Consider the following 11,900-nt stretch of genomic DNA (forward strand, 5'->3'; position numbering starts at 1 on the left):
CTGGGTTGCTGAACTACGAACTGGCACACCCCGCATGATTCATGCAGGAAGTCTACTCATTTACTGCGCTTTAGGTTGGGGCCAGTTTGATCAGATTGCTCCGCTCTGGTCTTAGCTTCACCACTCATTCGACATGAAGTTAGAAGTAGAACTCCGTGGTCAGCAGCCTACAAATTTGACCTCTGAAGTCCTGGCGATCGAATGGTTTCAGATGGAAGCTGGTTTAATTAAGCGCCGCTGGGGTGTAAGAGACTCGGCCCCTCACTTTAAGCAACTTGGCGTGGCAACCTAGTAACCGTGCTCCAGTGCAGCGTACAAAGTTATTCGACTGAGTTGGACTGGTGATCCCGTCAGTTCACAGCAGTTCAAAAAAGTCGTTGTCGATCTCGTAGCCAAACATTTGAGTCATGGCTTTGAGTCGAGCGTTGCCATCAATGCCGTGTTGTTGCATCCAGGTGCTTAGCGCAAATAATTTGTGCATCACAAAGATTTCTAATGCTTCTGGATTGTATTGAATGCCATCTTTGGGGTGGAATTGGTGGGGCACTAACATGGCTGTGTAACGGGTTAGTTCGCCTGCTTTCCAGTCCAATAAGAAAGGCAACCAGGGATAGCGCGCATCCAGTCGAATGAACCAGAGGCGCACTTCAGGGATTTCTGGCAACTCGCGGGGATCATCTGGCGCTTGCGGATAGTCGATCGCGAACTGAAGCTGTTGTTCATGCGTTATGATGCTTCCCTGCTTTAAGAGTGAGTCCACGACCGTTTGAATTGGTGCTAGATCAAGCGCGTTGATCAAGTTTGCGTTGAGGGCGATCGTCATCATTGCCGTGAAATCCAGAAAGACAGCATCCCCGTTTATTGTCCTCCGAAATTGCGATTCTTGAACTGAAGCATTAATCCTACCTTTTCTTCCAGGACTTACGCAAAAGCGGTCATCTTTCACCTCCTAGTCCCCAACTTATGGCCTTGGGGGCATTTGGGGGGTATACAAGAAAGGGGGAATCGAGCCAATGAAAGCCGCCAAAATGGAGGGTTGGGGGCAAATGCGTAAGTCCTACTATGTATTTCTTACAGGCAAACTTTACGTGCGAACCAACTTACTCGTGGTTGCCGTATCAGCGTCACCAGTGGGATTCTCTGCGTTCATTGTCTCCCGCTTGCGCGATCGCTCTGCTCTGGCTTCAGCAATGCGTTTGGGGCGAAGATACAGGTTTTCCAGCAGAACAGCAGCACCAGCCACCCACGGCGGCACAATGACCGCGCCAAGAATACCTAAAACCTGAGTGCCGCCAAACACAGCTAAAAGTTGATACAGCGGATGGATGTTGACAGAGGAGCCGACCAGTAAGGGATCAAGAATATAGCTCTCCAGGTTTTGCACGATCGCAAACAGCAGCAACACCCATAGCCAGGTGACCCCACCCATCGATAGGGACACGATGAGAGCTGGGATCGCTCCCAGGAAAGGGCCAACAAAAGGAATCAGATTGGTCAAGCCTGCGATCGCGCCCAGTGCCAGGGATACTTCAGACAGTCCCAGAACGTTTAAGCCGACCGTCGTGACAACCCCCAGGATTGCAGAAACAACCACGCGACCTTGAATGAACCCACCCATACGCTGGCTTACAGGCTTGACTTGTGCGGCGAGACGACGATCCCACGGATGGGGAAACAGTTGCACAACGCCCTGGATCAACGTCTTGCTGCCTGCTACCATATAGCCGGAAATCAGCAGAACAAGAATGACGCTGAACAATGCGCCCACAATGTTTTTTGTTAAACCGAACGATCGCAGCAACACCTGTTGACTGGAGCGAAACACCCAGTTCGTCAACGCTTGCGGATTCACCAGTTGCGGCACAAGCTCTGGATGAGACGTATTCAGTCGCAAGGCAAGCCCCTGAACCCAGTTGAACAGGGTTTCTGAATAAACGGGAATTTGGGTAATCAGGCGATCGGTTTGCTCCACCACTGTGGGGCCAATCAGCACACCCGCGCCGACAAACCCACCAATCAGCGTCAGGTACACACCAATCACCGCTAACCACCGGGGTACTCGCCGACTTTCTGCCCAGTTCACGATCGGGCTAAGGGTCGCCGCCAAGATCACTGAGATCATCAGCACAATCAGCAGACTCTGCAACTGCCACAGCAACACCAACAGCAGCACGGTCAACAGGATGCTGAAGATGGTAGAAAGCGAAATGGTAATGCGCTGGTCGGACATAGGGGAAGAAAGGATAAAGTCTAAAAGCTAAAGGCTAAAAAAACAAAGTCTGAAAGCTAGAGGCTGAAAGAGTTTGAAGATCCTTCAGTCTGTAGAGAATTCAAAGAATCAAGGAGACAGGTCACAGTTTCTAAAACACAGTCTTCTTTCATTTTTATCCTTTATCCTTTCCCTAGTTGCGGTGCCATCGCGTTACGCCATCCTTCTGGTCAATTAACGTAATGCCCTGTGCCTGAAGCTCGTTGCGGATGCGATCGCTCTCTGCCCAGTTTTTCGACTGTCGCGCCTCCTGCCGCTGCTGAATCAGGGCTTCAATTTTGGAGTCTGTTAAACCATCCGATGCAGTTGCCACTTCTATGGCTGTCTGAGCGGTTAAACCCAGCACATCAATGAGCTTAATAAAGGTCTGCCACTGTTGCTGCAAGTGTTCGATCGTCAGATCGGGCTTGTCTTGATGCACTAATTGATGGCCTTCCCGACTGAGCAACTTTGCCAGTTCAAAGACAACCGAAAGGGCGATCGGGGTGTTGATGTCGTCGTCCATTGCCTCGTTGAAGCGATCGATCGTTTCCTGATCTAGCGCATCGACTTCAGATGACCATCCGGGCAATCCAGTAAACTGGGTGCCAAACTGGAGTGCTTCCTTGAGGGTTTTCCAACCGTTGGCAGCCGCATCCATAGCATCAGCGGTGAAGTCGATCGGCTTGCGGTAATGCGCCTGAAGCACAAACAACCGGAATGCCATTGGGTCATAGGTGGTTAATAAATCGCGCGTGAGTCGAAAATTGCCCAACGATTTGGACATCTTTTCGCCATCCATATTGATGAAGCCGTTGTGGAGCCAATACCGCGCCAGTGGCTTTTCTGTAACCGCTTCGCTTTGGGCGATTTCGTTCTCGTGATGGGGAAAGGTCAGATCCATACCGCCTGCGTGAATGTCGATCGACTCACCCAGTTCATCGCGCACCATCGCCGAGCATTCAATGTGCCAGCCGGGTCTGCCGTTGCCCCACGGTGATTCCCAGAATGGTTCATCCGGTTTGGCAGCTTTCCACAATGCAAAATCAGCGGGATCTTTCTTTTTGCCTGCGTCTTCATCTACATCCACACGTCCGCTAGCCCCTGCTTGCATGTCCTCTAGCTTGCGTCCCGAAAGCTTGCCGTAGTCTGGAAACTGGCGTACAGCGTAATAGACATCTCCATCGGCAGCATAGGCGTACTGACGCTGCTCCAATTCGTGAATGAGGCGCTGAATGCCATCGATCGTGTGGGTTGCTCGTGGATACGCATTGGCACGGAGAATATTTAGGCGATCGGCATCCTCAAAATAGGCGGCAATATATTTCTCAGCAATGGCCCCCATTGTGGTGTTTTCTGCCAGTGCCCGTTTCAGAATCTTGTCGTCAATGTCGGTAAAGTTCTGCACATAGCGCACGGTATAGCCGCGCCACATGAGGTAGCGTCGCACCACGTCAAACATCACAAACGCTCTTGCATTGCCCACATGAAAGTAGTTGTACGCCGTGATGCCGCAGACATACATCCGCACCTTGCTCGGTTCGATCGGTTCAAACGGTTCTTTGCGACGAGTGAGCGTGTTGTAAAGCGTTAGTGGCATGGCAATGGGCAAACAGCAGTGGGCGAATAGAAAGGGACAAACAGAAATAACAGGGTTAACGGGGTAGCGATCGGTTTATTGGCGATCGATTTCTTTGCTATCGAACAACCTACTCCAGATCGGTAATAATAAGGGGGAAGTGAGCAAAACGCTTTGAGTCTTCCGGCGTTTACCAGAAACCATTGTTTGCAACGGCTGCTGGCTAGCTCTATACTCTGCATTCTCTAACGTCTCGAACATTTGCGCTATGCAATCAGCGGTCACTCCTGCCTCATCCTCTGCGATCAATGCTCCCAAGCATGGCTTACCCGTCACGATCATTACAGGTTTTTTGGGTAGCGGCAAAACCACCCTCCTTAACCATATCCTGACGAACCAGCAAGGGGTTAAAACAGCCGTTCTGGTGAACGAATTTGGCGAAATTGGGATCGATAACGAACTCATCATCACCACGGGCGAAGACATGGTGGAGTTGAGCAACGGCTGCATCTGCTGCACCATCAATAATGATCTGGTCGAAGCGGTTTACAAAGTGCTGGAGCGACAAGACGCGATCGACTATCTCGTTGTGGAAACCACTGGACTCGCTGATCCCCTACCTGTAGCGCTCACCTTTCTGGGCACCGAACTGCGCGACATGACCAGACTCGATTCCATCATTACCCTGGTCGATGCCGAGAATTTCAGCCTGGATCTGTTCAATAGCGAAGCGGCCTACAGCCAGATTAGCTACGGTGACATCATTCTGCTCAACAAAGCCGATCTGGTAGAAGAAGCCACCCTGGATGCACTCGAAGTCAGAATCCGCGACATCAAGGAAGGGGCGAGAATCCTTCGGACGGTGAAAGGGCAGGTGCCACTGGCAATGCTGCTAAGCGTGGGGTTGTTTGAATCCGACAAATACTTTGACCCGGATGAGAACGCGCACGATCATGATCATTCTGGTCACGAGCATCACGATCATGATCATGCTGGGCATGAGCACCACAGCCATGAGCATCACGATCATGCTGCCTGCGACCACGATCATGGGCATTGTGAGCATGACCACGATCACGCCCATCACTCGCATCACTTGGAGAACGACGGCTTTACGTCTGTTTCCTTTGCGAGCGATAAGCCCTTCGACATTCGCAAATTTCAATTCTTTTTGGATAACCAGTTACCCGCCAATGTTTTCCGGGCTAAAGGCATTCTCTGGTTCAGCGAAAGCCCCAAACGTCATATCTTTCACCTCAGCGGCAAGCGCTTTTCGCTCGATGATGATGATTGGAAAGGCGCACCTAAAAATCAGCTCGTGTTGATTGGGCAAAATCTGGATCACGAAGCCTTGCGATCGCAGGTTGAGAACTGCCTCACCGTCGCATCTGCCAGTCGAGGCAAAGGGTTTAGGAAGTAGTTTTGAATTTTGAGTGATGAATTCAATTGCTCGTAACTCAAAACTCAAAACTTAAAACTCTTAACTTTTACGCATGAACTCCGGTCGCCAGGTTCTAGTTTGTCAATACACCAATTGTTTGAGAAATGGGTCAGCGGCTGTGCTGGCTTCATTTCAAGCGTGGGCGACTCCCGGTACAATGGTGATCGGCTGTGGCTGCCAGGGGCAGTGCAATATGGGTGCCACCGTGCGGGTTTTGCCGGACGACACCTGGTACTGCCGAGTGAAGGCTCAGGATGTGCAGACGATCGTGGAAGAGCACCTTAAGCAAGGTCGCCCTGTCAGCTCACTTCTCCATCCGCGCTTTCACCCTGCTGGTGAAGAAGCTGTTTAATGTCTGTGCAGTTGCTTCATGGGCGGTTTCGGTTCGGTAATTCCCCTATTAAAACTACCTTTTTTAGGAATTAGTTGTCAGCTCATTGGAGTATGCTAATATCAATGGCTGAAACGGCTGCTTCTCCGTCATAGCATTCATCTACACGTTGCCAAGACATTATTGAGAAGCGTCGAGCAGAGTATTTACAAAATTCAATTACATGACCAAAATCGGTATGAGCCAGCAGGTTACCCACCCAATGGTTAAATTGCAGCGTCAGGTGCGATCACTCGTCGATGGCAAGCTGCTAAAACCAACAGACAGCATTTGGAAGATTGCGCTTCTCTATGGAGACGACTGGTCTCACTGGAAGCAAGAGTTACTATCGTTTGATTTCACCATGCAAGACCCCGTGAGCGATTTGCTGGCGGTTGAAAGCTGGGAAGAAGAAGAGTAGGAAAGAAAGGATGAAGGCTAAGGGCTAAAGGTCAACGCTTTTTATCCTTCGTTATTTATCTTTTAGCCTTTCTTATAGGCAGTTGGCTAGCGCTTGGCTTAGCTCTTTTGCAGACTGGTAGCGATCGCAAGCGCGAGGTTGCGTGACGTGATCAATGACTTGGCGCAATGAGGGCGTGATGTCAGCGTAGTCATCCAACATAAATTGATAGCCGTTGCTCGTCCTTTTGTAAAGACGACTGGGGTTTTCGCCTGTAATCAAGTAGATGAGGCTGGGGCCGATCGCGTAAAGATCAGATTGGGTTACTGGTCGTCCCTGAGCTTGTTCAGGCGCGGCATACCCTTCTGCCCCAATGCGAGTGCCAGAGGGAATTCCTACCGCTTTGACCGCGCCAAAATCTAGTACAGCGATGCGGTTGGTGATTGCCTGTACCAGCAAATTGCCCGGTTTGATGTCGCGGTGAATGATGGGCGTGTGGTACGTGTGGAGATAGCCCAGCACGTCACAGGTTTGCATCATCCAGGCGATCGCTTGTTGGGGTGAGACCGGGCCATGCTGACGCAGCCGCTTCTCCAAATCTTGACCATGCAGCAGCGCCATCACTAAATATTTCTTACCCGCTTCAATAAAGAAGTCGTAGAATCTAGGAATACCAGGATGGTTAAGTTGTTTCAGCGTACTTGCCTCTCGCTCAAAGAGTTCCTGCGCTTTAGGGATTTTCGCCATATCGGCGTTCATTTCTTTGAGTACGCGTAGCGCATTCTGTGGTTCTCCAGTGGCTGATATGGAAGCCGGATGCCATACCAGGTAGGTGGTACCCATACCGCCTTTGCCCAGCACGCGCAGCACTTGATACTGTCGAATCGTTTTTTCGACCTTGACAGGCAACCCGCAGTGCGTACAAAACAAGTTGGCGGCGGGATTGCCACTATGGGTACAGGGTATCCGCTGCGGTTGCTTGAGTACTGGCGATGTCTGGGGAATGGCTGGCAGTTGAGGTTCTTTGATGATCGCAGACTGAGATAGGACGGCTGATCCCGTTGCCGCTAAGATTTGTAGTTTGAGTAACGGCCCCCCGTGAGCGAGTTGCAGCAAGGACGTCTCTGTGATTAGCCCCTGGGACAATACGGCTCCGTTGACATAGGTGCCGTTAGAACTGTAATTCACGAGATGCCAGGAGGCCGTTCCCCCAACCGTAGTGCCTGTCGCAGAGACGTCTACCTGGCGTAAATCTAGATGGTGTCGAGACACCAGCAGATCATCCAGGATGACATGATTTCCCGGTGCGCGACCAATCCGAATCAGCGACTCGCTTTGAAAGCACCACTGCTTGAGTGGTGTTCTGTATTGAGGGTGGAGGAGGGTCAGAATGACCATGTTGGACGGTGAACTCTAGACGTTAAACAGAGGGTTGTAGAGTGTCTAGGTGCTGCGGCTAAGGGTCTGCTCAAGGTTTGTTTGCCCAACGTGATACCGACCCAACGTGATGCTTGCCCAACATGCACAATTGGCTAGAGCTGGCGGTTCGCCCAACTGTATCTGCTTTGAATCACGATCAACTCAACCATATCAGCCGTACCGGGTGCTAGCGTAAATGATCCAGATTGGGGCGCACTTTAGCGCGAATGGCGATCGCCGTAATGTTGTCATGCCCATTGAATTGGTTGGCTAGCTCAACTAGTTGCGATACTCCCTGCTCTAAATTGGCTTGCGAACTGAGTAGCGGCTCTATATGTGTGCGCCAGTGAGTTTCCAGTAAGTCATTATCAGTCAGCCCATCTGAACATAGCAGCAGTAAGGTGTCTTCGTTGAGTTCAACGTACTGAATGTCTGGCTTGATGAAATGCTCATCGCGGGGGCCTAGCGCCTGCGTGAGTTGGTATGCGTCAGGTCGAGCGTAGGCAATATCAGGATCAACCCCCCGTTGAATCTCGCGTTGACCGACTTCGTGGTCGATCGTAATTTGCTCTAGCCCACGTTTGCGGGTGTAGCGATAAAGGCGACTATCGCCTACATGGGCTACGGCGGCTTCGGTATCTTGAATCAATAGAACGACCAGCGTAGTACCCATGCGTCCACTGCCCGAGCGTGCGTTTTGCTGGTTGACGTCATAAATGGCTTTATTAGCAAGCTGAACAGCATCAATGAGCACATCTGGTCCCGGCAATTTGTTGGCAGCACCATCTGAAAAAGGCGTACTCTGCCACTTTTCTTGAAAATAGCGACGCAGAGTATCGACCGCTAGCGCGCTGGCTACCTCGCCGCCTGCGTGTCCGCCCATGCCATCGCACAAAATGTAGAGGTTGCGGGCGTGGACAGTCTTTCCAGACGGGCTTTCCAGTTTTGCGGTTTGGGTTTCAATGCCAAAGTAATCTTCGTTGTGATCACGCTGCCGACCAATATCGGTTCGTCCAGCATCTTCTAGGCTGAACAACTGCATGGGTAAAACGACGGTTGGGAGGTCATCGTTATCGTTATCGCCTTCTGGCGGTAGGGTTGGCTCTGGTAGGGGCACTTCTAAACGAGTCGCAGCCGTGGAGGGATTCAGTTCGGCACTGCTTGAAGGGGATGCCTGCTCTGGTGCGATCGCGGGGTCAACGATAGATGCGTCAGTCGGTTCAAAGCTTTCAAAATCGGGCATAGTCTCAGTCTCAGGCTGGTTCGCCTGGAGTTCGTGGGCAATTTCCTCAATGCGCGATCGCAAATCGGCGATGGTCTCTAGTTTGCCAGCCTCTAAATCGGCTAGCAGCACGTAGATGGCACCAATTTGAGTCCGCTGCGATTGGGCGAACAAAGTCTGCCACAATTGCCCTAGATCGCGCAAGGTGAGCGGTACCGTTGGCAGGTCAGAATACAGGCGCTGCAAGCAAAGCGCTTGATCTTCGTCTACTTTCAGGTTGTCAATCTCTAGTAAGCTTCGGCAGGCTTGCCACGCTTCCAGGGCACTCCATAGCTCGACCATTTCGTAGAGCCAATGCAAAAGCTGCAGAGGCGGCAGGGAGACTTCATCATCTAGCCACAAATCAATCAGGCGTGGTAAAGTCGCCCGATCTTCTAGCAAAATAATTTGCTGTCCGTCTTGCTGCCAGGCATCGTGAATAACGGGTAGGGCTTGATGAAATTTACTGCCCAGTGTTAAGTATGGTTGAGCGATCGTAGGCACAGCCATTGCTTGTACCGAAGGCAGCCGCTTGCCTGATGCTGTAAGCTCACTATCGTCTACTCCGTTAGCTTGACCTTCATTCTGGGGCTGTCCTATTGAGGAAGACTCTGATCCCTGTTTCGCCAGCGCTTCTAGGAGCGACATCTGAAACGGTTGGCAATCCAAAACTCTAACGTGCCTTTCAAGTTGAGCGGCATCTGAGGATGGTAGCGTCTCTAACAGCCGATAGCGCTGACGGCGATCGAGAAATATTTGGGGTTGCTCGTCATTAATCGCTGCTGTAGCATCTACGACAGCTACGTTTGGTGCTGTGGCAATATTGGAAGAGCTTTCAGAAGATCCACGCGGCGCACCAACAATAAGCGCCCACCAAATGACCCCTGCAATCTCGCTACATTCCTCACATTGCACCGCATCAAACGGTACAAGACTGCCGCACTCATGGCAGGTGTTTTGAGTCAGCGATGTGCCGCATTCCTGGCAAAACTTATTGGTATTGGGATTCTCAAACTGGCATTGAGGACAGACAAGCATAGTGGGATTTCCTTCATTCCCAGTTGGGAGGCTCAGGGTGGGGCATTAGCCGCAGAGATAAACCAGTACCCATCACAGGGTTGAAATCAGGTCACTGCCGTCAGCACAATTTATAAGCTGTCAGACAAGACTGTAGCCTATTTAAGCAGAATTCCCAAAACTGCTCCTCTGTATACAGCTTACCTAAATGTTTGACACTCGGCACTGATCGGCAAGGAGAAGGACATTTGAGTTATTTGGCGATTAGCGGAAAAGTTTTGAGTTAAGGGGTAGGGGGAAGGGGACAAGGGGGAAGAGGAAAGGAGTTAAAGTGATTGGTTCTACGGGCAACGTAGGAGTCAATAGTTTTAGAAGGAGTTAGAAAGTCACCCTTTAAGCCTTCAGCCGATGCTCTACTGACTAGAAACGGCCAGTTTTTTTAACTGATAGTCTGCTCCTCGTTTGGCGGCACAAAAGCCCAGATCAATGGACTGATTCGGCTCAATGACTCGTCCCCATTCGGGTGGCTCTACGGTGTAGCGAGATCCTTGTCGGGTGAAGGTGCCGTTCCAGCTATTACGCATGGTTGCCTGGTTCATTTGAAAGCTTAAGCGCCAGTTTCGACGGCTGCTGCTGCTCTGGTTGGTCACCCGAATGGCCGTGCAAAAGCCTGTTTGCCAGTCTGATTGGATGGTTGATTGTACCTGTAGCTGTTGATCTGAGCTTGAAGGGGCGATCGAGGCGGGTGACGGTGATGGCAAGACGATCGGAGCAAGAGAAGGCTGAACCGATGACCTGACAGATAACACACGTACAGTAGTTCCAGGAGTGGGTAGGAGTTGGTTGAGTAATTGCTGTTTTGCCTGGTCTACCGTGCGCCAATCGGCCTGTAAAATCCCCCCTGTATCGCTGCTGTCAGGGTTCCAACTCCAGTAGCTAAAGCTGAGTTTTTGCTGCTGAATGAAGCTAACGAACTGCCGTTGCCAGATGCCCTCTTTAGACGTGGTGTCTACCTGCCGCCCACCGAATTCACCGATCAGAATGGGGGCAAGGTTACGTTTTGCGAGGTAGTTAAAGCCAATCTCCCAGCGGTTGAGCAGATTTTTGGGAAAGGCCGCCTCTGAAAACCAGGGCTGATTGTAAACACCAGGGCCGTATTCATGGGGTGAGTAGACCAGCCGACCTGGCTTGTTGAGGCGCACTGGGTAGCGTCCCGCACCTTCCAAGTTGCCTCCCTGCCAGTGACCGGAGAGCTTTTGCCCAGGAACATTGCGTTCCACTCCTTCGACGACGATGAGCCAGTGAGGGGCGATCGCTAAAATGGCATTACCCGCTCGTTCGGCTGCCAGTCGCCAATCGGTTGCGCGATCGTTGGTACCCCAACTGGCGCGACCGTGCGGTTCGTTTTTCAGGTCTGCTCCAATCACGTTGGGCTGTCTCTGGTAGCGGGTTGCCAGTAATTTCCAGGTATCAATCCAGTCAGCTTCGGTAAACCCGTCGCCATACCAAAGCTCAGGAATCTGCTGGTTGTTGAGACGATGGCTATCAAGCAAAATCATCAGCCCTTGCCGCTGCGCCTCCTGGATGATCAAATCCATCGCTTCAAGGGGCGTTTTGTTTTGTAAATCGCGGTTGCTGCCGATCGTAAAGTCAACCCCGCTGATGGCTGTTGCACGTAAGCTCTGCACTGCATACGGCAGCCGAATGAGGTTGTAGCCCAACCCTTTAATCTGCGCCAACATTTCCTTGTAGTCACGCGCCCAAAGACCATGAGGCACTTGCGTTTCGGTTTCAATGCCAAACCAGTTAACGCCTCGTAGCAAAACTGCCTGACCGTTGGCATCAATGATTTGAGCGCCCTTGGTTGCAAGGGGAAGCTGAAGTGTTGCGGCGTCTGCCAGGGGTAGCCGATGCAGCGAGAGGCTCAGGAAGGTCGCAGCCAGAAACAGAATGATCCAACGCCAGCGCACATTTTGTTGATAAACATTTAGTTGGTGAGGGCTGCGTGTGTTGCAGTGCGGCTGAGGTGATGGCCACTGTTGCCCTTTCCAATGCCCTTTCCAAACAGACCTCAACCAACGTTGCTTTGCAGCCGTGCCGAGGCATCGAAGCCATCGCTCAAGTTGAAGCATATGCTCTACCAGATGTGCAGAACTGTTGACTCA

The 11,900-nt window shown here is 51.4% G+C and carries 10 protein-coding genes; 4 read left to right on the top strand and 6 right to left on the bottom strand.

The genetic code is table 11. From position 1 onward, the window contains the following. Positions 1-133: 133 nt before the first annotated feature. On the top strand, positions 134-292 hold the full coding sequence (locus AC5JLP_RS31465; protein ID WP_496071808.1) for a hypothetical protein: 159 nt from the start codon (positions 134-136) through the stop codon (positions 290-292). Between the two features lie 63 nt (positions 293-355). Here the strand turns inward: AC5JLP_RS31465 and AC5JLP_RS31470 are convergent, their stop codons facing one another. From AC5JLP_RS31470 to cysS, 3 genes are all read right to left on the bottom strand, one after another. Next, positions 356-826 (bottom strand): CRR6 family NdhI maturation factor, encoded by a 471-nt coding sequence (locus AC5JLP_RS31470; protein ID WP_496071809.1) that lies wholly within the window; start codon positions 824-826, stop codon positions 356-358. Positions 827-1,084: 258 nt separating this feature from the next. Further along, positions 1,085-2,230 (bottom strand): AI-2E family transporter, encoded by a 1,146-nt coding sequence (locus AC5JLP_RS31475; protein WP_496071810.1) that lies wholly within the window; start codon positions 2,228-2,230, stop codon positions 1,085-1,087. Between the two features lie 172 nt (positions 2,231-2,402). Continuing rightward, positions 2,403-3,848: a cysteine--tRNA ligase gene (gene cysS / locus AC5JLP_RS31480; protein WP_496071811.1), complete on the bottom strand. Its 1,446-nt coding sequence runs from the start codon at positions 3,846-3,848 to the stop codon at positions 2,403-2,405. Between the two features lie 247 nt (positions 3,849-4,095). Between cysS and AC5JLP_RS31485 the strand changes: the two genes are divergently transcribed. From AC5JLP_RS31485 to AC5JLP_RS31495, 3 genes are all read left to right on the top strand, one after another. After that, complete coding sequence (locus tag AC5JLP_RS31485; protein ID WP_496071812.1) at positions 4,096-5,247, top strand: CobW family GTP-binding protein; 1,152 nt, start codon at positions 4,096-4,098, stop codon at positions 5,245-5,247. A gap of 73 nt (positions 5,248-5,320) precedes the next feature. Beyond that, positions 5,321-5,620, top strand: coding sequence for a (2Fe-2S) ferredoxin domain-containing protein (locus AC5JLP_RS31490; RefSeq protein WP_496071813.1), 300 nt, complete (start codon positions 5,321-5,323; stop codon positions 5,618-5,620). Between the two features lie 202 nt (positions 5,621-5,822). Continuing rightward, on the top strand, positions 5,823-6,059 hold the full coding sequence (locus AC5JLP_RS31495) for a DUF4327 family protein (protein WP_496071814.1): 237 nt from the start codon (positions 5,823-5,825) through the stop codon (positions 6,057-6,059). Positions 6,060-6,131: 72 nt separating this feature from the next. Here AC5JLP_RS31495 and AC5JLP_RS31500 read toward each other — a convergent pair whose 3' ends face one another. The 3 genes from AC5JLP_RS31500 to AC5JLP_RS31510 all read right to left on the bottom strand — a co-directional run bounded on the left by AC5JLP_RS31500 (position 6,132) and on the right by AC5JLP_RS31510 (position 11,867). Beyond that, the gene (locus AC5JLP_RS31500; RefSeq protein WP_496071815.1) at positions 6,132-7,436 is read right to left on the bottom strand and encodes a protein kinase domain-containing protein; all 1,305 of its coding nucleotides are present in this window, start codon (positions 7,434-7,436) and stop codon (positions 6,132-6,134) included. A 208-nt stretch (positions 7,437-7,644) separates the two neighbouring features. Then, a complete protein-coding gene (locus tag AC5JLP_RS31505) occupies positions 7,645-9,756 on the bottom strand; it encodes a serine/threonine phosphatase (protein ID WP_496071816.1) in 2,112 nt (703 codons plus the stop codon). 392 nt (positions 9,757-10,148) lie between these two features. Next, positions 10,149-11,867, bottom strand: coding sequence for a cellulase family glycosylhydrolase (locus AC5JLP_RS31510; RefSeq protein ID WP_496071817.1), 1,719 nt, complete (start codon positions 11,865-11,867; stop codon positions 10,149-10,151). Positions 11,868-11,900 lie beyond the last annotated feature (33 nt).

This window comes from Stenomitos rutilans (assembly GCF_059505485.1).

Coding starts and splice junctions, on each gene's coding strand:
- AC5JLP_RS31465 (WP_496071808.1), top strand. CDS start 134: ATGAAGTTAGAAGTAGAACTCCGTGGTCAGCAGCCTACAAATTTGACC.
- AC5JLP_RS31470 (WP_496071809.1), bottom strand. CDS start 826: ATGATGACGATCGCCCTCAACGCAAACTTGATCAACGCGCTTGATCTA.
- AC5JLP_RS31475 (WP_496071810.1), bottom strand. CDS start 2,230: ATGTCCGACCAGCGCATTACCATTTCGCTTTCTACCATCTTCAGCATC.
- cysS (WP_496071811.1), bottom strand. CDS start 3,848: ATGCCACTAACGCTTTACAACACGCTCACTCGTCGCAAAGAACCGTTT.
- AC5JLP_RS31485 (WP_496071812.1), top strand. CDS start 4,096: ATGCAATCAGCGGTCACTCCTGCCTCATCCTCTGCGATCAATGCTCCC.
- AC5JLP_RS31490 (WP_496071813.1), top strand. CDS start 5,321: ATGAACTCCGGTCGCCAGGTTCTAGTTTGTCAATACACCAATTGTTTG.
- AC5JLP_RS31495 (WP_496071814.1), top strand. CDS start 5,823: ATGACCAAAATCGGTATGAGCCAGCAGGTTACCCACCCAATGGTTAAA.
- AC5JLP_RS31500 (WP_496071815.1), bottom strand. CDS start 7,436: ATGGTCATTCTGACCCTCCTCCACCCTCAATACAGAACACCACTCAAG.
- AC5JLP_RS31505 (WP_496071816.1), bottom strand. CDS start 9,756: ATGCTTGTCTGTCCTCAATGCCAGTTTGAGAATCCCAATACCAATAAG.
- AC5JLP_RS31510 (WP_496071817.1), bottom strand. CDS start 11,867: ATGCTTCAACTTGAGCGATGGCTTCGATGCCTCGGCACGGCTGCAAAG.